Consider the following 21,664-nt stretch of genomic DNA (forward strand, 5'->3'; position numbering starts at 1 on the left):
ACGGTGCGGGCGTTGCCATCTCATGGATCAGGCGCAGATGCGGTCGAGGACTTCGAACTCGACGCCCTCGGCGCGGGCGATGTAGCTCGGGAACAGCACCTGATTGCCGTCGAAACCTATTGCACCGGTAGGTGTTTCGAGTGAGTGCAGCTCGTCGACGACGGCGTGCAGGCGGCGCACGTCCAGTGACCCCGCGGCTCCGGCCATGGCGCGGAGCGTGCGGATGGCCTCGTACTCGGTATTGCTGAAGTTGGTGAGCTTGGGTGCGAAGTCGCCGTGTAGTCGCCGATAGCGTTCGGCGCGTTCGCGATTCGCGGGACCGTTCACGAAGAAGCTCGACGGTACGTACAGATTGCGGTTGGCCGCCGTGCCACCCGCGAGCAACACGTTGTCGTCCACGGCGGGGCTGACCCGCAATTGCCGTTCATCGCGCCCGATTCGGGCGAATTGTCGGTTAAAGCGCGCGACGTCCGCACCCACCAGCAGCACGATCACCCCGTCCGCGCGATCCAATCGCGGATCGCTCAGGAACTCCTCGAAATCGGCGCCAAATGGTACGAACTTCTCGAATGGGAGAAACTGTTCCAGCGACAATGCCCCGCGCTCACCCAACTCCGCCCGCACCACCGCCGCGGTCCGCCGCGGCCACACATAGTCATTGCCGATGATCGCCCACCGCCGCGCCCCGAACTCCCGCCGCAACCAGCGCAAAGCGGGCAGCAACTGCCGCCCCGGATCCGAACCCACCAGGAACAATCCCGGCGGCGAATCATCCATCCCCTCGTGATCGGTGGCGAACAGGTACGGCACCCGCCCCGTATTCGCCCGCGTCACCGCCCGCCGCACCGCCGAGGTGTGCCATCCGGTGATGGCGTGCACCATTCCCGTGGCCAGCAGCGCGGAAACTTCCAGGGCCACCTCACCGGGTTCGCGCCCGCCGTCAATGTGGGTGGCACGCAATTCCCGGCCGAGAATTCCTGTGCCGCTGTTGATTTCTTCGACGGCCAATGAAATGGCGGCCTCGCAGGAGGGTGCGAAGATACCGCCGGGCCCTTGTAGCGGCACTATGTTCAGGATCTCGATACTGTTCTCGGGGCTCCCGCGGAACGAGGTCATCGGATACCCTCTCCTCGTTCAAGTGAAATTGACGGGCGGGAATATGGCGACAATTCTAGGTGGGATTTCCACACTGCATGGGGCGCTGCGTGCCGCGGAACGCAGTTGGCTTCGTCACCTCGACGCCGCGCTGTGCGCCAGACGGCTGACCGCCGACCAATGGTGCATGCTGACCAATCTCTCCTCCGATTCCGGCATCACCATGAGTGAACTGGCCGCCCGCGCGCAACTTCCGCCCTCCTCCGCCACCCGGCACGCCGACCATCTGGCCGAACGCGGACTCATCTTCCGGGTCGCCGCCGCCGATGATCGCCGCCGCATTCTCATCGGCCTGAGCCGCCGCGGCGTGGAACTGGTGGGCGAGGTGCGGGCCGAGGAGATGCGCGCCGAGGGCGAGCTACGCCGCCGCCTCGGTGGCGGCGACTATCGGGAACTGCTGCGCCTGCTGGAACGCGTCTCGGACGCACCCTTTCCGCAATAGCCGTGCCGCACAACCGAATTCGCGCGTGCCCTAGCCGGTGAGCAGGGTGAGATCGACGCCGTCCGCATGCGCGATGCGCACCGGGCGCAGGATCTGATCGTCCCAGAACCGGAACTCCCCGCCCGGTCCGGCGAGCACCGAGCGCTCGCTCAGCGCCGCGTGGATGCCCGGAATCGACGGTGCGCCAACGGCTTCCACCATCGTTCGGAGCGCCTGTACGGACAGGTAGGAGCCGTACGCGAAGCGCCCGATCGCGGGCGCGAAGTCATTGCGGGTGCGCAGATACCGGTCGCGCAGTTCCCGATCCTGGGCCGGATCCAGCAGCGTGCTCGATGCCACGAACACATTCCGGTTCGCCGCCGGACCCCCTGCGAGCAGGATGTTCTCATCGAAGGACGGACCCAGCCGGACCTGGTACCGCGCCCGCCCCGACTCGGTGAACGCCCGATTGAAACGCACCGCGTCGCCCGGAAACAGGAACAGCAACACCCCATCCGCCGCGTCCAGGCGCGGATCGGTGAGCACGCCGGTGAACTCGTACACCCCCATCGGCAGCACGAACTCGGCCAGCACCCGATGCGGTGCGGCCACGCGCCTGCGCAACCGCGCCGTCATGCGCAGCGTCCACCGATAGTCGGTGGTCACAATGGCCCAATTACGCAGGCCGTATTCGCGATACAGCCAGCGCATGGTCGCGTAGGTGAGCGCGCCCGGATGCTCGCCGATCATGAAGGTGCCCGATTGCGACGGAGCCATACCGTCATGTCCGATACCGAAGACGCACGGCACCGCGCGCCCGGCCGCCGCGCGCATGACCGGCCCGCGCCCGGCCGCATTGGGACTACCGGTCACGGCCTGCACCATGCCGGTGGCCAGCAGCGCCGACACCTCCGCGCCCAGCCGGCCGGGTTCGGCACCGCCGTCCACCATGGTCAGGCAGAGTTCGCGACCCAGTACGCCGCCGTGCGCGTTGACTTCCCGGAGTGCGAGCTCCGCGAGCGCCTCACAGGAGGGCCCGTACACACCGGCGTGACCCTGCCGGGGCGCGATATGCAGGATCTCGAATCTCGCACCCGAAGGATTCGCGGCCGTCATCGCGAGCACCCCTCCCGCCGCGGGGTGGACAGCCCCGGCTCCAGGATCGTGCGTTCGATTGTAGGCGCGCCCCGGCGAATACTTTCCGCGAAATCTGCTATTTCCCAGTCCAATCCGAGTACCGGGCGGAACCGCGGCGGCCGCCACACCGAGCAGGCAGGCGGATAGGGCGGCCGTCGGCAGAACCGAATATCGAATGCTTAGGATCGCTGTCATGCCAGTTGCCGAGACCACCGCGACCGCCGCCGGACTGTGCGAATTCATCGACGCCTCCCCGTCGCCGTTCCATGTGTGCCGCACCGTCGCCGCCGAACTCGACGACCACGGCTTCACCCGGTTATCGGAGTCCGCGCCCTGGCCGTCCAGCAGCGCGGGCCGCTACTACGTGGTGCGCAGTGGATCCCTGGTCGCCTGGGCCGACGGTGGACCGGGCGCGCCCACCGGTTTTCGCACCGGGCAGGCCACTCCCTTCCGGGTCGTCGGCGCGCATACGGACAGCCCGAACCTGCGGGTCAAACAGCATCCGGACACCGCGGTCGCGGGCTGGCAGATGGTCGGCCTGGAACCGTACGGCGGGGCCTGGCTCAATTCCTGGCTGGACCGCGACCTCGGCATCTCCGGGCGGCTCTCGGTGCGCGACGGAAATGTGGTGCGGGAGCGACTGATTCGCATCGACGAACCGATCCTGCGGGTACCGCAGCTGGCCATCCACCTCTCCGAGGATCGGCACGGGGTCACCCTGGACCCGCAACGGCATGTGAACGCGGTGTGGGGGATCGGCGGCGAACCGCGATCCTTCATGGCCTTCATCGCCGAACGCTCCGGTATCGAGGCGAGCGCGGTGCTCGGCTGGGAACTCATGACGCATGATCTGGTGCCCTCCAAGCCGATCGGCCGCGACCTGGACCTGATCAGCGCACCGCGACTGGACAATCAGGGCACCTGCTATGCCGGATTGCGCGCCTTCCTCTCCGCCGTCACCGAACCCGGCGCGGCCGTACCCGTGCTCGCCATGTTCGATCACGAAGAGGTCGGCAGCCAATCCGATCGCGGCGCCCAATCCGGGATGCTGCCCACGGTTTTGGAGCGCATCGTGCTGACTCGCGGTGGCGGTCGCGCCGAATACCTTGCCGCCCTGGCCGGATCGGTCTGCGCCTCCGGCGATATGGCGCACGCGACGCATCCCAACTACCCGGACCGGCATGAACCCATGCACCGCATCGAGGTGAACGGCGGGCCGGTACTCAAGGTCAACCAGAACCTGCGCTACGCCACCGACGCGGCCGGCGCGGGCGCCTTCGCCCTGGCCTGCGCGCAAGCCGATGTGCCACTACAGCGTTACGTGCACCGCGCCGACCTGCCCTGCGGCTCCACCATCGGCCCGATGACGGCAGCCCGCACCGGCATGCCCACCGTCGACGTCGGCGCCGCCCAACTCGCCATGCACTCCGCCCGCGAAATGATGGGCGCGGCAGACGTTCCCGCCTACGCGGCGGCTCTGGCGGCCTTCCTCACCCCGGAAGCCCCGCGCTAGACCGGGCTTTCGGCCCGCTTCGGCTCCGGGTGGTAGGTCAGTACCGCCACGATGAACAGGGCCAGGGTGAACAGCACGTAGCTGCTGCCGATGATCTGCTGCCACCAGGCCCAGGTGAGCTCACGGTCACTGCCGTGCGGCAGCAGCCACTGCGGTCCGATGGCGAACAGCACGACGGCCACACCGGTCGCGCTCAGGAACAAGCGATTACGACGGCCATTGGCGATGGCATCGGCCACCACGATCAGCACCGGCGCGATCCACACCCAGTGATGCGACCACGACACCGGGGAAACCAGCAGTACCGCACCGGCATTCACCATGAGCGCTGCCGCGTCCGCACCAACCGAGATGAGCCGCTTCATCCAAATGGCGGCCAATGCCACGGCCAGCACCGACAGCACCACCCAGAGCAGGGTCGCCGCCGAATCGGAGACACCCAGCCGGTACGCGAAACCCTTCAGCGACTGATTGCCCGCGTACCAGGGCGGCCCGATCCGCCCGGTATCGGAGAGCGTGTGGAACCAGTACTGCACCGAATCATGCGGGAAGAACGCGAAACCCACCGCCACCGCACCGATGGTGGACAGCACCAGCGTCGCCGCGCCCTTCCAATCCCTCTTCAACAGGAAGAACAGCAGATACCCGCCGGGCGTCAACTTCACCGACACCGCGATACCGATCAGCATGCCGCGCGGCCAGAAAGTCTTGCGCGCCAAGCAATCCAGCGTGATCGCCGCCATCAGCACCAGGTTGATCTGCCCGAACCCGTAGGTCTGCCGAATCGGTTCCAGCAATTGCAGTAGGCCGACCGCGCCGACCACGATGGTCAGCCGCGTCACCCGAGCCAGGCTCGGCCGCAGTCGCTCCAGCACCACCCACAGGGTGATACCGAGCGAGAGAATCGAGACGATCAGCACCGCCCACTCGGACACGAGCAGTGGCATGAGCGCCAGTGGCGCGAAGAACAGGGCCGCCAAAGGCGGATAGGTGAACGGCAATCCGAGCCCGTACACCGGCGGCATCGGGCCGTACAGATCCTTATCGTCCAGCCAGGCCCGCGCACCGTTGCGATACACCTGTAGATCGATATACCCGTGCCAGAAATGCGCGAAGAAGCTGACGAGAGCCGACACCACGAAGAGCGCCACCGCGATAACCAGCAGTCGAATCTGCTGCCGAGTCAGCAAAGAATCCCGCGGTGCACTCATGGGCCTCTCCGCCGGATCCGCCAGCCCGGATCGTTCATTCACCGGGACAGAGTAGCTGCGATTTTTGCCTCCGCTTCGCTCCGGCGGGCTCGCGGCCCCGAAGTCTCACTTCTTCCCTCCCTCCGCTCCCCCGCTGCGCTCCTCCGCTCCACTCAGTCCAGAAGCGAGACGGCCGCGAACCTTGCCGGTGAAGACATCCCAGGCCTGCCACCGAGGCGAATCCGAGGCAGGTTCGGAGGCGTGTTGGGTGGCAACTAGACTCTGACCAGTATCTCGCCGAAATCCAGCATGCCGGTTCTCGGTTCTGACCTGCCCGGCCGAAAGGACTCTGGTTTCCCCGTGACCAGCCACGTCGATACCGTCAGCAACGCCGCGGCCAGCCCGGAGCTTGCGCAGCCCTATAAGGAACTCGGCCTCAAGGACGACGAGTACGCCCGCATCAAGGAGATTCTCGGCCGCCGGCCGACGGATGCCGAGCTGGCGATGTACTCGGTGATGTGGTCCGAGCACTGCTCGTACAAGTCCTCGAAGGTGCACCTGCGCTACTTCGGTGAGACCACCACCGAGGAGATGCGCTCCTCCATGCTCGCCGGTATCGGCGAGAACGCCGGTGTGGTGGATATCGGTGACGGCTGGGCGGTCACCTTCAAGGTCGAATCGCACAACCACCCCTCCTATGTGGAGCCGTATCAGGGTGCGGCCACCGGCGTCGGCGGCATCGTCCGCGACATCATGGCCATGGGTGCGCGCCCGATCGCCGTCATGGATCAGCTGCGCTTCGGTGCGGCCGACCACCCGGACACCCGTCGCGTCGTCGACGGTGTGGTGCGCGGTGTCGGCGGTTACGGCAACTCGCTCGGCCTGCCGAATATCGGCGGCGAGACCGTATTCGATGCCTCCTACCAGGGCAATCCGCTCGTCAACGCGCTCTGCGCGGGCGTCATGCGGGTCGAGGACCTGAAGCTGGCCTTCGCCTCCGGTGAGGGCAACAAGATCATTCTGTTCGGTGCGCGCACCGGTCTCGACGGTATCGGCGGCGTCTCCGTGCTGGCCTCGGACACCTTCTCCGGTGACGAATCCGGTTCGGGCCGTAAGAAACTCCCCAGCGTGCAGGTCGGCGACCCGTTCACCGAGAAGGTGCTCATCGAGTGCTGTCTCGAGCTGTACCACTCCGGTGTCGTCGTCGGTATCCAGGACCTCGGCGGTGCCGGTCTGTCCTGCGCCACCTCCGAACTGGCCGCGGCCGGCTCCGGCGGTATGCACATCAACCTGGATCAGGTCCCGCTGCGTGCCGCGAATATGTCTCCCGCCGAGATCCTTTCGAGCGAATCCCAGGAGCGCATGTGCGCCGTGGTCGCGCCCGAGAATGTGGATCGCTTCATGGAGATCTGCAAGAAGTGGGACACCACCGCCACCGTCATCGGTGAGGTCACCGACGGCGAGCACCTGCAGATCACCTGGCACGGCGAGACCGTCGTCGACGTCCCGCCGCGCACCGTCGCCCACCACGGACCGGTCTACGAGCGCCCCGTGCAGCGCCCCGCCGACCAGGACGCGCTGAACGCGGATTCCACTGCGGCACTGAACCGTCCGAAGAGCGGCGACGAACTCCTCGCCACCCTGCTGAAGATGATCGCCAGCCCGCAGCTGTGCTCGCGCAAGTGGATCACCGAGCAGTACGACCGCTACGTGCGCGGCAATACCGTGCTCGCCGAGCACGCCGACGCCGGTGTCATCCGCATCGACGAGGAGTCCGGTCGCGGTATCGCCCTGGCCACCGACGCCTCGGGCCGCTACACCAAGCTGGACCCGTACACCGGCGCGCAGCTCGCGCTCGCGGAGGCGTTCCGCAATGTCGCCACCACCGGTGCCACCCCCAAGGCCGTCACCAACTGCCTGAACTTCGGTTCGCCGGAGGATCCTGGTGTCATGTGGCAGTTCCAGCAGGCCGTCCGCGGTCTCGCGGATGGCTGTGTGGCCCTTGGCATTCCGGTCACCGGCGGTAACGTCTCCTTCTACAACCAGACCGGCCAGACCGCCATCCTGCCGACCCCCGTGGTCGGCGTGCTCGGCGTCATCGACGACGTGCACCGTCGCATCCCGACCGGCCTGGGCCTCGAGCCCGGCGAGACGCTCATCCTGCTCGGCGAGACCCGCGACGAGCTGGACGGCTCCATCTGGGCACAGGTCGAACACGATCACCTGGGTGGCCTGCCCCCCAAGGTCGACTTCGCCCGCGAACAGCTGCTGTCCGAGATCCTCACCGCAGGTTCCCGCGACGGCATGATCAGCGCCGCGCACGACCTCTCCGAGGGTGGTCTGGCGCAGACCGTCATCGAGGCCGCGCTCGCCGGTGAAACCGGTTGCCGCATCCTGCTTCCCGAGGGCGCGGACCCGTTCGTCGCGCTCTTCTCCGAATCCGCCGGACGCGTGCTCGTCGCCGTCCCGCGCTCGGAGGAGACCCGCTTCACCAAGATGTGCGATGCGCGCGGCCTGCCGTGGGCACGCATCGGCGTGGTCGATCAGGGCTCGGACTCGGTCGAGGTGCAGGGCCAGTTCTCCATCACCCTGGCCGAACTGCGCACCGCCTTCGAAGGCACGCTGCCCGCACTGTTCGGCCACTTCGAACACTGACCCAGCGCGCGTAACAGAAACACCGAACCACCCCGCCGCACCCGGACCCCTCGTTCCGGGCGCGGCGGTGTGGTCTCGTTTTCGTGCCGTTCGGGAATCAAGACACGACCTTGAACGGATCATGTTCGGCCATCAGCTTTTCCAAGCGGGCCTCGTCGATACGGGAATACACCTTCGTCGACTCGTACTGATCGCGAATCACTTTCGCGAGGGTGAAGCAGCTGCTCACCAGGAAAAGCATGGACATCAACAGGAATCCACGCTGCCAGAAGTCCAATGGGAGTCGCGCGATGCCGATACCCATGGCGCAGAAGCTGATTCCGAATGCGATGACAGCCTGAGCGAGAAAAGCCGTGGTGCTCTTGGTCTGTGCGCTGGAGGTGCTCATGGCAGTCGAGTCTGTCGAGCCGGGCCGCCGCCGCACCGCGTACAACTACTCGAGTGCCATGCGTAGTAGCAGCACGCCGTTCACATGGTGGCACTCACACCGATGAATCCCCGGAATCCGTACCGCGCCGTCCATACTTGACGGGTGCTTGACCCCGCCGAGACCCTGACGCGGCTGCGCACGCGCGGCGCCGCGCTCATGCGGCGTGGCTGGGGACGGCGGGCCGCGCGCATCGCCAAGCGCGCCGAGGACATTGTCGACCTCAATCACACCGGGCTGGTGGTGGCGACGCTCTTCTTCGCCTGGTCGGTCACGCCGTCGCTGGTACCGCGCGACTGGCTGTTCCAAGGATTGATCTCCGGACTCAACGCGGCCGCCGGATACGGCGTCGGCTGTGTCCTGCAATGGTTGTTCCACAAGTGGATTCGGCCGCGACTGAAGATCGAGACGCCACCCGAATGGGTGCGCTACGTGGTGAAAGTGGCCGTCGTACTCACCTGCACGCTGGCCGCCGCGTACATGCTCGTGCTGTCGGCCGACTGGCAGCGCGAGATCACCGGACTCATGGGGATGGAGGGCACCACCCGCGCCGCCTACCTGCGCACCGGCGGATTGAGCTTCCTGGTCGGCGCGCTCGTGGTCGCGGTCTTCCGCACGGTGCGCGAAATGGTGCGGTTCATCGGGCGACAGCTCAGCCGCTGGGTGCGGGTACCGCCCGCGCTCGCACCCGCCACCGGGGCGCTGCTGCTGTTCGTGCTGATCCTCACGCTCTTCAATGGTGTTGCCACGCGGGCATTCTTCGCGGTCGCCAACTCCGCGTTCAGTGTGCGCAATGACAAGATGACGCCCTACGCCGTGCAACCGACCCGGCCCGAACGCTCCGGCAGTCCGCAGTCGCTGGCCAAATGGGAGACGCTCGGCTCCGAGGGCCGCTGGTTCGTCTCACACGGACCCGATCCGATGCTCATCTCCGACGTCACCGGAAAGCCCGCGCGCCAACCGATTCGGGCGTACGTGGGACTGCAATCCGCCGACTCGAACACCACCGAGGAGGAGCTGGCCGTCGCGGAACTACAGCGCACCGGGGCCTTCGACCGCAAGGTGCTGGTCATCGTCACCACCACCGGCACCGGGTGGGTGAACTCCATGAGCGCGGCCGCGGTGGAGTACATGTACGGCGGCGATACCGCGATTCTGGCCTCGCAGTACTCGTATCTGCCCAGCGTGCTGTCCTTCCTGGCGGACCGGCAGAAGGTCACGGTGGCCGGACGCAAAATGTTCGACGCCGTCTACGCGGCCTGGTCGGCGCGGCCGGAGAACGCGCGCCCCAAACTCCTCGTCTACGGCGAGAGCCTGGGCTCGCGGGGCTCCGAAGCGGCCTTCGACGGCCTCGCCGACCTGCGCTCCAAAATCGACGGCGCGCTCTGGGTCGGCCCGCCCAACTCGAATCGACTGTGGGAGCAGTTCGTTTCGCGCCGCGACCCCGGCACCCGCGAAGTCGACCCCATTTACGCCGACGGCCTCGTCGTCCGATTCGCCGCCACCGCACCGGATCTCGACAAACCCTCCGCCGACTGGCGACGCCCGCGCATCGCCTACCTCATGCACCCGTCCGACCCCATCGTCTGGTGGTCCTCGGATCTCATCTTCTCGCAACCGGATTGGCTCTCCGAACCGCGCGGCGCCGATGTCACCTCGCAAATGCGCTGGTGGCCCTTCGCCACCTTCTGGCAGGTCACCGCCGACCTCACCAATGCCCAGGGCGTCAGCGACGGCCACGGCCACCGCTACGGCTCCCTCGTCCTGGACGGCTGGGCCGCCATAGCCGCACCCCCCGACTGGACCCTCGACCTCAGCGAAAAGATCCGCACCCAAATAGAACTCGCCGAAGAATACGAGCGAGTGGTGAAATGAGCACGCGGACCCACGCGCAACCGGCCGCCGCCCCGGGTAGCCCCGATATGGGTGCAGCCCAACGTCATTCCGATGTGGCCGGCATGCCCCGTCCTCCCGGTACCGCCGCATCCCATCGTCATTCCGGCATGCTTTCGGCCGGGATCCACGCAGCGGCCGTTGCCCTCCCGCTGGTGTGGAGCAATCGAGTACTACCCGCACTCGACCTGGATGTGCGCGGCCGCACCGCCGCCAACACCGCATTCGCTCTCGCCTATACCTTTGCCTTCCAAGGCAATCCGAGGTGGATATCCGCGCACGGCCTGCGCGCCGGAGCCGTCGCGGGCGGCGTGGTCGTCGCCGGTTACGGTGCGGCCCTCGCGATTCCGCCGATCCGCCGCCAACTGGCCGGATCCGCCCACCGCGGTCCCGCCGTCTCCACCTTGGAATGGGCGGCACTGCATATTCCCGGCGGCACCGTCTTCAGTGAGGAGCTGGTCTACCGCGCCACCCTCACCCCGCTGCTCGAGGAGAGTTACGGCAGGCTCGGAAGATGGCTGGGCGCACTGACTTTCGGGCTCTCGCACGTTCGGGCCGCCCGATCCGCCGATGACCCGATCCTCGGCACCGTGGCCGTGACGACCACGGCCGGATTGGTCTTCGACCGGCTGCGTCTTCGGACCGGCAGCGCTTCGGCCCCCGCCCTACTGCACCTGGCCATCAACGCCGGGGGCGCGCTCGCCCCATTCGCGGCCCGCCGCGGCGAAGGATTCCTTGTCGGGGGTCGGCGGTAGCCTGACCTCCGTGGCAGGACGTGGAGCGGTGAATCCGGGGGAGGTCAGGGCGGCGGTGGCCGCGGTGGGGGAGTGGCTGCGGGATGAGACCGCGGCTGCTCCCGCGCGGGCGGAGTTGGCCGCGGCGGTGCGGGGGACGGCGCGGGCGCTGGCGGCGGACGCACCGGGTGGGGCGGTGGAGGTGCGGGTGCCGCCATTCGTGGCGGTGCAGTGCATCGAGGGGTTGCGGCATACGCGGGGGACGCCGCCGAATGTGGTCGAAACCGATCCGCGCACTTGGCTATTGCTGGCCACCGGACTATTGAATTTCGCGGCTGCCGTCGAATCCGGAGCGCTCACGGCCTCCGGCAGTCGTGCCGCCGATGTGGCGCGCTGGCTACCCATCGTGCCGCTCTGACATTCGCGGTGCGACTCCGAACCGAAGGCGGCCTTGAACCCGTCGCGCCGCGCGAACTGGAGTCGGATTTATCGCGCGGTGCTGAAACCTACTGTGCCGCAGTGGTTGTCGCGGGTGTGCGGTCCAGGCCCTTGTGGTCGTAGAAGCGGGTGATGGCCAGGCCGAAGATCAGGCCCACGGCCAGGCCCAGGATCGCCATCCAGAGGCCCCGTGAAAGTCCTGCTGCCGCACCGCCGTTGAAGTACAGGATCGAGCGGGTGCCCAGGAACACCTGGTGCATGGGCTCGAATTTCGCCAGCCAGCCGAAGTACTTGGGTGTGGCCTCGATCGGCACGGTGCCGCCGGAGGAGGGCAGGCCCAGGATGATGAAGATGATCAGGTTGATGATCAGGCCCGCCGTGCCGACCGCCGCCAGGATCGAGGTGCAGGTGACCCCGACCGCGGTGATCACCAGCGCGCCGTAGAGGAACAGCAGCAGCGGCCGGTCGATCGGCATGCCGAGGGCCGCGCCGATGCCGAGCAGCGCACCCGAGACCGCTATCGACATCACCACCACCGCAGCCCATTTCAGCAGCAGCGTGTGCACCCGGGAGATCAGTGTGTGCGGGTAATGCACATACCAGGGACCCCATTCGGTCGGCAGGAAGCCGAGCGCCGAATCGATGAGCTGGTGAATGATCATCGCCCCGACCATGCCGGCCAGCAGAAGCAGCAGGCTGTAGAAGAACGCGGTGAGCCCCTCACCGGAACCGCCGGGCAGCGGCCGGAACTCCTCGACCACGATATTCAGCGGCTGCGCCAAGGTGATCATGGTCGCGGCCGAGAGCGCGGGTGCGGGCGGTCCACCGGGTGGCGGTTGCAGAGTCGTCTTGACCTGATCGGTCAACTGCTGACCGACCTGAGTGTCCACCTGGGTGAGCGCCTGCGCACCGAACTTCTGCACGATCGCCGTGGCGAAGGCTCCCATGCGCGGATTGGTCTGCAGGGTGATGACCGGCTTGCTGATCTCCCCGGGCACCACGCTGCCCACACCGAGAATGCCGAGCCGCTTGGAGAAGTCGCTCGGAATGATGAGCGTCCCGTACACCTGCGCCGACTGCATCTGCAGTTGCGCCTCATTGATCCCGAGCACCCGCAGATCGATCTGATTCGCCGGGACCGCTTGCCGCAACCCGGCCGCGACCTGATCGCCGAAGTTCACATACTTGATCTGCCTGCCGGTTTCGAGGTCGTCACCGACATCCTGATTCACCAGTGCGATGGGGAAGTCGTGCAGGTTCTTCTCGGGATCGACGATGTAATCGAGGTACATCACGCCGAGCAGCGAGGCCAGCAGTGTCACCACCAGAATGGGAAATGCCCACCTGAGAGGGGTCAGTCGCCGCGGGGCCGGACTCGATGCCGAAGTATCGGTGCTCGCCACGCCCGAACGCTAACAGCAAACGCCCTGCCATCCCGGTTATCCCAGCGGTGGGTTGCGCGGCGGTTACCAGTACTATGGGTGCTGCCCCCAGCCCGCCGAACAGGGAGCAAACACGGTGACCCTGCCCCCCGCCGACACCACCCCCGATCAGCCCGAAAACGAACCCCGCGAAGAGTGTGGTGTTTTCGGTGTCTGGGCCCCGGGTGAAGATGTGGCCAAGCTCACTTACTACGGGCTGTATGCCCTCCAGCATCGCGGTCAAGAGGCAGCCGGTATCGCCGTCTCCGACGGTTCGCAGGTTCTGGTATTCAAGGATTTGGGCCTGGTGAGCCAGGTCTTCGATGAACAAACTCTCGCGGCCATGCCCGGCCATGTCGCTGTCGGGCACTGCCGCTACTCCACCACCGGCTCCACCACCTGGGAGAACGCCCAGCCGATCTTCCGCACCACCGCGGTCGGTTCCGGACTTGCGTTGGGCCACAATGGAAATCTGGTCAATACCGCCGAATTGAGTGCTCGCGCAAGGGAACTCGGTCTGATCAGTGGCCGGGTCGCGGGCAATATGGCCGCCACCTCCGATTCGGATGTGATGACCGCGCTGCTCGCGCACGCGGCCGCCGACAAGAGCATCGAACAGGCCGCTCTCGAGCTGCTGCCGACACTGCGCGGTGCGTTCTGCCTCACCTTCATGGATGAGCACACGCTGTACGCCGCGCGCGATCCGCACGGTGTGCGCCCGCTCTGCCTGGGTCGTCTCGACCGTGGCTGGGTGGTCGCCAGCGAAACCGCCGCACTCGATATCGTCGGCGCGTCCTTCGTGCGCGAGATCGAACCCGGCGAACTGCTGGCGATCGACGCGGACGGGGTGCGCTCGCTGCGCTTCGCCAATCCGACGCCCAAGGGCTGCGTCTTCGAAATGGTGTACCTGGCGCGTCCGGACAGCACCATCTCCGGTCGTTCCGTGCACGCCACCCGGGTGGAGATCGGCCGCCGACTAGCCGCCGAGCATCCCGTCGAGGCGGACCTGGTCATTCCGGTGCCGGAGTCCGGTACCCCGGCCGCCGTGGGTTACGCCCAGGGCTCCGGTGTGCCCTACGGCCAGGGCCTGATGAAGAACGCCTATGTCGGCCGCACCTTCATTCAGCCCAGTCAGACCATTCGCCAGCTCGGTATCCGGCTCAAGCTGAATCCGCTGAAGGATGTCATCCGCGGTAAGCGGCTCATCGTGGTGGACGACTCCATCGTGCGCGGCAATACCCAGCGCGCGCTGATCCGAATGCTGCGTGAGGCAGGCGCTTTGGAGATCCACGTGCGGATCGCCTCGCCGCCGGTCAAGTGGCCGTGCTTCTACGGCATCGACTTCGCCTCACGCGCGGAGCTGATCGCCAATGGGGCCGGGCCCGACGGTATCGAAGGCACCAGCATGGACGAGATGGTGGATGGGGTGCGTCGCTCCATCGGCGCGGACAGCCTCGGCTATATCTCCCTCGATGCCATGGTCGCCGCCACCGAGCAGCCGCGTTCGCGCCTGTGCTGCGCGTGTTTCGACGGTGACTACCCGATCGCACTGCCCACCGAGGCGGCCATCGGCAAGAACCTCCTGGAGAGCGTCCTCACCGGCGCGACCGAGTCGGAACTGCTGGCGGACAATGCGAATGCGAGCGCCCTGAGCCGCCCGTAGCAACCAGCCGTAACCACCCGTGCCCGTCCGCGATCCTCGTGGGCGGGCACGAGTGTTTCGCGCCCGGCGGCGATATCCGGTGCGGCCCGCCGATGCCACCGCTCGCGAATTGCGCTGTCGCAGTTGCGACATCGGCCTGGTCGCGCCCATTAGGCAAAAGTGATGAGTTTGTTCGTATTCGCAACATTCCGGTTATAACCGGCCGATACTGTCCGCAGCCAAACGAAGTCCACCGCGGCGCGGCGGGGCCGCGACCCGGCCCGCGCGCCGCGACTCGAAAGCAGGCGGTATGCGCGCGAAAAGTATTGCGGCAGTGGGGCTGGCGGGCCTCACCATGCTCGCGGCGGCAGGTTGTGGGTCCGGGCGAACCGGGGGAGACAGCGGAGGTGCGGGCCTGGTGGTCGGCACCACCGACAAGATCTTCGCGCTCGACCCGGCCGCGGCCTATGACAACGGATCGCTGCTGGTGGAGACACAGGTCTACCAGTTCCTGATGAACTTCGCTCCCGGAGAAGCGGTTCCGAAACCCGATGCCGCCGAGAAATGCGGCTTCACCACACCGACCGTGTACAGCTGCACACTCAAGCCGAATCTGAAGTTCGCCAACGGCAATCCGCTCACCGCGACCAGCGTGAAGTTCTCCTTCGACCGCATGCTGAAGATCAACGACCCGAACGGTCCGGCCTCCCTGCTCGGCAATCTCGACCACACCGACGCCCCGAACCCGACCACGGTCAACTTCACCCTCAAGGTCGCCAACGACCAGACCTTCCCGGCCATCCTGCCCACCCAGGCCGGACCCATTGTCGATGAGAAGGTGTTCCCGGCGGACAAACTCCTCGACGACGACGCGGCATGGAAGGCCAAGCCGTTCTCCGGCCCGTACGTCATCACCAGCTACGACAAGAACAAACTCGTGTCGTACCAGGCGAATTCGGATTACGACGGCCTGTTCGGCAAGCCCAAGACCGAAACCGTCTCCACCAAGTACTACGCCGGTTCGGAGAATATGCGCATCGATGTACAGAACGGCGATATCGACGTCGCCTGGCGCTCGCTCGCCCCGACCGATATCGAATCACTGCGCGGCAATGACAAGGTGACGGTCAAGGAAGGCCCGGGCGGCGAACTGCGCTACCTGATCTTCAATATGAACACCATGCCCGGCGGCACTCCGGCCCAGAAACTCGCCGTGCGCAAGGCCCTGGCCTCCTCGATCGATCGTGAGGCGCTATCCACCGGTGTCTACAAGAACACCTACGCACCCGCGTATTCATCTGTACCGCAGGGTGTTCCGGGCGCGACCGAACCCTTCAAGGACATCTACGGCGCCAAGCCGAACAAGGCGGCCGCGGCCAAGTTCCTCGCCGACGCGGGTGTAACCACCCCGGTGGACCTGAACATCCAGTACAACACCGATCACTACGGCAGCACCTCCTCCGAGGAGTACGCCGCCATCAAGAGCCAGCTCGAAGCCAGCGGGCTGTTCAAGGTGAATCTGCAATCCACCGAATGGGTTTCGTATCAGAAGGAACGGGTCAAGGACACCTACCCGATCTTCCACTTCGGCTGGTTCCCGGACTACCCGGACGCCGACGACTACCTGACCCCGTTCTTCGGCACCAATAACTTCCTGCAGTCGCACTTCGAGGATCCGCGCATCAACGCCGAACTGCTGGCCGAGGTGACCGAACCCGACAATGCCAAGCGCATGGCGGCCCTGGCCACTGTACAGCGTTCCCTCGCAGCCGATTTCATCCCGATCCTGCCGCTGCTCTCTGGTAAGCAGATCGCCGTCGCGGGCAAGAGCGTCTCGGGTGTGGAGAACACCCTCGATCCGTCGTTCAAGTTCCGGTTCGGAGTACTCAGCAAGTGATCTCCGGTCAACTGCTGCGGTACCTGGCGGTACGGCTGCTGCTGATCGTGCCCACCACCTGGATTCTGGTGACAGTCGTATTCTTCCTGATGCGGGTGGTGGGCGATCCGATCACAGCGGCACTCGGCGGACGGCTACCGGCCGACCAGCTGGCGGCGCGTAAACACGCCGCCGGGCTGGACCGGCCCATCCTCACCCAGTACTGGGACTACATCAGCAAGCTCGCACAGGGGGATTTCGGCCGCTCCCAAGACAATCGGGCGATCACCGAAGTGGTGTCGACCTACGGGGCGGCCACCCTCGAACTGGTGTTCTGGGCACTGATCGTGGCCTTCGCCGTGGGAATTCCGCTGGGACGCTATGCCGCCACCCGTCGCGATACGGCCGCCGACGCGGGATTGCGACTCTTCGCCATCCTCGCCTACGCGGCGCCGGTGTTCTTCGTCGGCCTGCTGCTCAAACTGATCTTCTCGGTGAAACTGCACTGGCTGCCCGCCTCCGGACGGGCCAGCACCAATGTGGAGCTCGCGTTGCAACATGTCTCGCCGAAGACGAATGTGCTGTTCATCGACGCGATTCTGTACGGGGACACCGGGTATCTCTGGGATGTGCTCAAACACGCTGTGCTGCCGGCCATCGCACTCGGCCTGCTCACCGCGGGCGTATTCCTGCGGCTGGTGCGGATCAATCTTATCCAGACGCTGCGCAGTGATTACGTCGACGCCGCTCGCGCCCGCGGCCTGTCCGCGCGCGTGGTGACCCGGCGGCACGCCTTCCGCAACGCGCTCATTCCCGTCGTCACCGTCATGGGCATGTACATCGCGTCCATGCTCGGCGGTGCGATCCTCACCGAACGGACCTTCGACTGGAAGGGACTCGGCTATCAGCTCACCGAGTACCTGACCCAGCGCGATTTCGTTGCGGTGCAAGGGATTGTCACATTCCTGGCGCTGGTGGTCGCGATCATGAGTTTCCTGGTGGATCTGATCGTCGCGCTGATCGACCCGAGAGTGAGGTTCTGATGACCGCTCCGGAAGTGGTGACCGATCCGGCCGTCCCGCCGCTCGCCGTGGCGGGGCGGCGCGGGCTGCCCGGGCTGAAGCTGTTCACCATGACGCACGGATTACAGCGCGCCACACTGATATTCGGGCTCGGACTGATCGCGGTATTCCTGCTCGCCGCACTCCTCGCGCCGTGGATCGCACCCTACGGACTCGCCCAGAACGCTTCCGACGGTGTGGATTTCGTACGCCAGCAGGCCCCGTCGGCCCAGCATTGGCTCGGCACCTCGGTGCGCGGTGAGGATGTGCTCTCGCGCGTGCTGTACGGCGCGCGCACCGCGCTGTACGTGATCGCCGTATCGCTGGTGCTGTCGCTATTCGTCGGTGTCCCTTTGGGATTGATCTCCGGCTATATCGGCCGCTGGGTCGACCGGGTGCTGGTGCTGTTCATGGACGCCATGTTCGCGTTCCCGACCCTGCTGCTGGCCATCGTGGTCTCGATCATGGTGGCGGGCGGTAACTCCAGCAAGCTCGGCGGCGTACTGTCCGCGGCCATCGCCATCACGGTTATCTTTGTGCCGCAATACTTCCGGGTGGTGCGCAATGCCACCGTGGCGGTCAAGAACGAACCGTATGTGGACGCCGCCCGGGTGAGTGGAGCCTCCACCGTACGCATTCTGTACAAGCACATCTTCGCCAATGTCACCCAGTCGCTGCCGGTGATCATCACGCTCAACGGCGCCGAGGCCATTCTCACCCTCGCCGGACTCGGCTTCCTCGGCTTCGGTATCGAACCCACCCAGGCCGCCGAATGGGGCTTCGACCTCAACAAGGCGCTACAGGACGTACCCAACGGCATCTGGTGGACCGGCGTATTCCCCGGCGCCGCAATCGTTCTCGTGGTGCTGGGGATGACCCTGGTCGGCGAGAGCCTCAACGAAGTACTCAACCCACTGCTGCGCACCCGCCGCGGCGTGGACGCAGCCGCACCGGAACCGGAGGTCACCGATGCCTGACCACACCGAGCCCCCGCTCGAAAAGCGCAGTCCCGCACTGTCGGTCGATGCTCTCTCGGTCACCTTCGCCACCGACGCCGGCGCCGTATACGCGGTCCGCGACGTCTCCTATCAGGTGTATCCCGGCGAAGTCCTCGCCGTCGTCGGTGAATCCGGCTCCGGCAAATCGGTGAGCTCCCGCACCGCCATCGGACTGCTGCCCGACACCGCGCGAGTGAGCGGCAGCGTCACCCTCGGCAGCGCCGAGATCACCTCCATGAGCGAACGCCAGCTCACCGCGGTGCGCGGCGGCGATATCGCCATGGTGTTCCAGGAACCCGGCTCCGCGCTCGACGCGCTCTTCACCGTCGGCTACCAGATCATGGAAGCCCTACGCGCGCATAAGAAAATGAGCCGCATCGCCGCGCGCACCCGCGCCATCGATCTACTGCGCATGGTCGGGCTGCCCGATCCCGAACACCGCGTCGACTACTACCCGCATCAACTCTCCGGCGGACAGAAACAACGCGTCATGATCGCCATCGCCATCGCGTGCGAACCCAAGGTGATCATCGCCGACGAACCCACCACCGCCCTCGACGTGACCGTGCAGGCCGAAATCCTGGAACTGCTACGGGATCTGCGCGATCGCATCGGCAGCGCCATCATTCTCATCACGCACAATATGGGCGTGGTGGCCGATATGGCCGACCGCGTAGTCGTCATGCGCGCCGGGCGCGTCATCGAACAGGCCACGGCGGACGACCTTTTCGCCAACCCTGCCCAGGAGTACACCCGCGCACTGCTCGCCGCCGTCCCGCACCTGGGCACCTCGACTCGGGAAGCTCCGGCCGCCGATTCCGGCGAAGCGGTGCTGGAGATCACCGATCTGACCGTTGAATTCTCCAGTGGCCTGCGCCGATCCACCTTCAAAGCGGTGCAGGGCGTCAGCTTCGCCATCGCGCGCGGCGAAACCCTGGGCCTGGTAGGCGAATCCGGCTCCGGCAAATCGACCATCGGCCGCTGCGCCGCCGGATTACAGCGCGCCACAAGCGGATCCGTGCGCGTACTCGGCTCCGAACTGACCGGACTGTCCGAACGCCGCCTACGCCCACTGCGCCGCCGCCTCGGCTTCGTCTTCCAGGACCCGGCGACCTCCCTCAACCCGAGACTCACCGTCGGTGATTGCGTGGCCGAACCCCTCGTCGTGCACCGCGCCGCCAATGGCGCGGCCATGCGCGACCGCGTCCGCAAACTCCTCGACGATGTCCAACTCTCCGAAGGCACCGAAAAGCGCTACCCCCATGAACTCTCCGGCGGCCAGCGCCAGCGCGTCAGTCTCGCCCGCGCCCTCGTCCTCAACCCCGACCTACTCATAGCCGACGAACCGACCAGCGCCCTCGACGTCTCCGTCCAAGCCAAGGTCCTCGAACTCTTCGCCGACCTGCAACGCGAATACGGCTGGGCTTGCCTCTTCATCAGCCACGACCTCGCCGTCGTAGACCAACTCGCCGACCGGGTAGCCGTCCTCTGCAACGGCGAAGTAGTCGAACAGGGCACCCGAGACCAAATCCTGCGCACCCCCACCCAGGACTACACCCGCCGCCTGGTAGCAGCGGTTCCGGTCCCGGACCCCCAAGAGCAGCGCCGTAGGCGTGCGGAAAGGCGACAACTGATCTCGTGAGGTCGGGGTAACTCGTCGGGCACGTCCAAAATTGTTGTCCCACCCGACCGCACCACGCGTGCGAAAGTGTCAACGGTTCCCAGGCCGTGCGCTAAATACGCGGAGAGGCGGGACTGCTACCGTGAGCAGGCATCTATCCGTCGATTCGGCTTGGAGCTTTCCCCGACAATGACTGAACAGACCCCCAGTGGCGCTGGTGCTTCGTACGCAGCGGCCGGAGTGGATATCGAAGCTGGCGACCGCGCAGTGCAGCTGTTCGCGCCGCTGGCCAAGAAGGCTTCCCGGCCCGAAGTACAGGGTGGGATCGGCGGTTTCGCCGGACTGTTCGCGCTGAAGGGCGGATACAAAGAGCCGCTGCTGGCCTCCTCCACGGACGGCGTCGGCACCAAGATCGCCATCGCGCAGGCCATGGACAAGCACGACACCGTCGGCCTGGACCTGGTCGCCATGGTCGTCGACGACCTGGTCGTGTGCGGCGCCGAACCGCTGTTCCTGCAGGACTACATCGCCGTCGGCAAGGTCGTCCCCGAGCGCGTCGCCCAGATCGTCTCCGGCATCGCCGAAGGCTGCATCCTGGCCGGCTGCGCCCTGCTCGGCGGCGAGACCGCCGAACACCCGGGCCTGATGGGCGCGGACGACTACGACATCTCCGGCACCGGCGTCGGCGTGGTCGAAGCCGATGCCGTCCTCGGCCCCGACCGCGTCCGCCCCGGCGACGTCGTCATCGGCATGGGCGCCTCGGGTCTGCACTCCAACGGTTACTCCCTGGCCCGCAAGGTGCTCCTGGACATCGACCGCATGCAGCTCTCCGGGCATGTGGAAGAGTTCGGCCGCACCCTCGGCGAGGAGCTTCTCGAGCCCACCAAGATCTACGCCAAGGACTGCCTGGCCCTCATCGCCGAAACCGATGTGCGCACCTTCTCGCACGTCACCGGCGGCGGCCTGGCCAACAACCTGGCCCGCGTCCTCCCGGCCGGTCTGGTCGCCGAACTGGATCGCGGCACCTGGAGCCCGGCCCCGGTCTTCAAGCTGATCGCACAGCGCGGCCGCGTCGAGCGCGCCGAAATGGAGAAGACCTTCAATATGGGCGTCGGCATGGTCGCCATCGTGGCCCCCGAGGACGCCGACCGCGCCCTCGCGGTGCTGACCGCCCGCCACATCGACTGCTGGACCCTCGGCACCGTCAAGAAGGCCAAGGACGCCGACGCCGAGCGCGCCGTCCTGCTGGGCGAGCACCCACGCTTCTGACGTCATAGACAGCACAGGGCCCCGATCACTCCGCGGAGTGATCGGGGCCCTGTTGTATGTCTGGAATGCCGGATGTCGTTGCCGCCCGCCACCTTCGGAGCACCGAGCCCGGAATCCACGTACGCGGAATTCCGGTACGCCAGGTACAGAACACACATCGGCGTCCCGTCCTGGAGGGACGAGACGCTCGTATCAGCGGTCCTTCAATGTCGT

17 protein-coding genes are annotated in these 21,664 nt (G+C 66.3%); 12 read left to right on the forward strand and 5 right to left on the reverse strand.

From position 1 onward, the window contains the following. Positions 1-27 precede the first annotated feature (27 nt). Positions 28-1,116, reverse strand: a complete 1,089-nt coding sequence (locus GFY24_RS34620; RefSeq protein WP_153809325.1) for a substrate-binding domain-containing protein — start codon at positions 1,114-1,116, stop codon at positions 28-30. A 43-nt stretch (positions 1,117-1,159) separates the two neighbouring features. Here GFY24_RS34620 and GFY24_RS34625 point away from each other — a divergent pair, with 43 nt between their 5' ends. Further along, entirely contained in the window at positions 1,160-1,597 is a 438-nt protein-coding gene (locus GFY24_RS34625; protein ID WP_153809326.1) for a MarR family winged helix-turn-helix transcriptional regulator, read from the forward strand. A gap of 30 nt (positions 1,598-1,627) precedes the next feature. On the opposite strand, the gene GFY24_RS34630 is transcribed toward GFY24_RS34625, so the two are convergent. Next, positions 1,628-2,692, reverse strand: coding sequence for an ABC transporter substrate-binding protein (locus GFY24_RS34630; RefSeq protein ID WP_194853136.1), 1,065 nt, complete (start codon positions 2,690-2,692; stop codon positions 1,628-1,630). A gap of 214 nt (positions 2,693-2,906) precedes the next feature. Here GFY24_RS34630 and GFY24_RS34635 point away from each other — a divergent pair, with 214 nt between their 5' ends. Beyond that, positions 2,907-4,226: a M18 family aminopeptidase gene (locus GFY24_RS34635; protein ID WP_153809328.1), complete on the forward strand. Its 1,320-nt coding sequence runs from the start codon at positions 2,907-2,909 to the stop codon at positions 4,224-4,226. Here GFY24_RS34635 and GFY24_RS34640 read toward each other — a convergent pair. After that, the gene (locus GFY24_RS34640) at positions 4,223-5,437 is read right to left on the reverse strand and encodes a glycosyltransferase 87 family protein (RefSeq protein WP_153809329.1); all 1,215 of its coding nucleotides are present in this window, start codon (positions 5,435-5,437) and stop codon (positions 4,223-4,225) included. The genes GFY24_RS34635 and GFY24_RS34640 overlap by 4 nt on opposite strands. Positions 5,438-5,776: 339 nt before the next feature. On the opposite strand from GFY24_RS34640, the gene purL reads away from it, so the two are divergent. Next, positions 5,777-8,071: a phosphoribosylformylglycinamidine synthase subunit PurL gene (purL, locus tag GFY24_RS34645; RefSeq protein ID WP_309231679.1), complete on the forward strand. Its 2,295-nt coding sequence runs from the start codon at positions 5,777-5,779 to the stop codon at positions 8,069-8,071. A 97-nt stretch (positions 8,072-8,168) separates the two neighbouring features. Here purL and GFY24_RS34650 read toward each other — a convergent pair whose 3' ends face one another. Further along, the gene (locus GFY24_RS34650) at positions 8,169-8,459 is read right to left on the reverse strand and encodes a YiaA/YiaB family inner membrane protein (protein WP_153809331.1); all 291 of its coding nucleotides are present in this window, start codon (positions 8,457-8,459) and stop codon (positions 8,169-8,171) included. A 144-nt stretch (positions 8,460-8,603) separates the two neighbouring features. On the opposite strand from GFY24_RS34650, the gene GFY24_RS34655 reads away from it, so the two are divergent. From GFY24_RS34655 to GFY24_RS34665, 3 genes are read left to right on the forward strand one after another with little or no spacing between them, the layout of a single operon-like run. After that, the gene (locus GFY24_RS34655) at positions 8,604-10,373 is read left to right on the forward strand and encodes an alpha/beta hydrolase (RefSeq protein WP_309231680.1); all 1,770 of its coding nucleotides are present in this window, start codon (positions 8,604-8,606) and stop codon (positions 10,371-10,373) included. After that, positions 10,370-11,146 (forward strand): CPBP family intramembrane glutamic endopeptidase, encoded by a 777-nt coding sequence (locus GFY24_RS34660; protein ID WP_228566945.1) that lies wholly within the window; start codon positions 10,370-10,372, stop codon positions 11,144-11,146. Before GFY24_RS34655 ends, GFY24_RS34660 begins: the two co-directional genes overlap by 4 nt. 10 nt (positions 11,147-11,156) lie before the next feature. Beyond that, a complete protein-coding gene (locus GFY24_RS34665; RefSeq protein WP_309231681.1) occupies positions 11,157-11,543 on the forward strand; it encodes a sterol carrier family protein in 387 nt (128 codons plus the stop codon). 88 nt (positions 11,544-11,631) lie between these two features. Here the strand turns inward: GFY24_RS34665 and GFY24_RS34670 are convergent, their stop codons facing one another. Further along, positions 11,632-12,966, reverse strand: a complete 1,335-nt coding sequence (locus tag GFY24_RS34670) for a DUF3533 domain-containing protein (protein ID WP_309231682.1) — start codon at positions 12,964-12,966, stop codon at positions 11,632-11,634. A 115-nt stretch (positions 12,967-13,081) separates the two neighbouring features. On the opposite strand from GFY24_RS34670, the gene purF reads away from it, so the two are divergent. The 6 genes from purF (at position 13,082) to purM (ending at position 21,451) form a co-directional block, all read left to right on the forward strand. Next, entirely contained in the window at positions 13,082-14,647 is a 1,566-nt protein-coding gene (purF, locus tag GFY24_RS34675; RefSeq protein WP_309231683.1) for an amidophosphoribosyltransferase, read from the forward strand. Between the two features lie 334 nt (positions 14,648-14,981). After that, entirely contained in the window at positions 14,982-16,523 is a 1,542-nt protein-coding gene (locus GFY24_RS34680; protein ID WP_194853138.1) for an ABC transporter substrate-binding protein, read from the forward strand. Continuing rightward, positions 16,523-17,545: an ABC transporter permease gene (locus GFY24_RS34685; protein WP_309231689.1), complete on the forward strand. Its 1,023-nt coding sequence runs from the start codon at positions 16,523-16,525 to the stop codon at positions 17,543-17,545. The genes GFY24_RS34680 and GFY24_RS34685 overlap by 1 nt, the downstream gene beginning before the upstream one ends. Next, entirely contained in the window at positions 17,545-18,540 is a 996-nt protein-coding gene (locus GFY24_RS34690) for an ABC transporter permease (protein ID WP_194853137.1), read from the forward strand. The genes GFY24_RS34685 and GFY24_RS34690 overlap by 1 nt, the downstream gene beginning before the upstream one ends. Further along, positions 18,533-20,203, forward strand: coding sequence for an ABC transporter ATP-binding protein (locus tag GFY24_RS34695; protein ID WP_153809333.1), 1,671 nt, complete (start codon positions 18,533-18,535; stop codon positions 20,201-20,203). The genes GFY24_RS34690 and GFY24_RS34695 overlap by 8 nt, the downstream gene beginning before the upstream one ends. Before the next feature lie 168 nt (positions 20,204-20,371). After that, the gene (purM, locus tag GFY24_RS34700) at positions 20,372-21,451 is read left to right on the forward strand and encodes a phosphoribosylformylglycinamidine cyclo-ligase (protein WP_153809334.1); all 1,080 of its coding nucleotides are present in this window, start codon (positions 20,372-20,374) and stop codon (positions 21,449-21,451) included. Positions 21,452-21,664 lie beyond the last annotated feature (213 nt).

The organism is Nocardia sp. SYP-A9097 (genome assembly GCF_009649815.1).
Lineage (GTDB): Bacteria > Actinomycetota > Actinomycetes > Mycobacteriales > Mycobacteriaceae > Nocardia.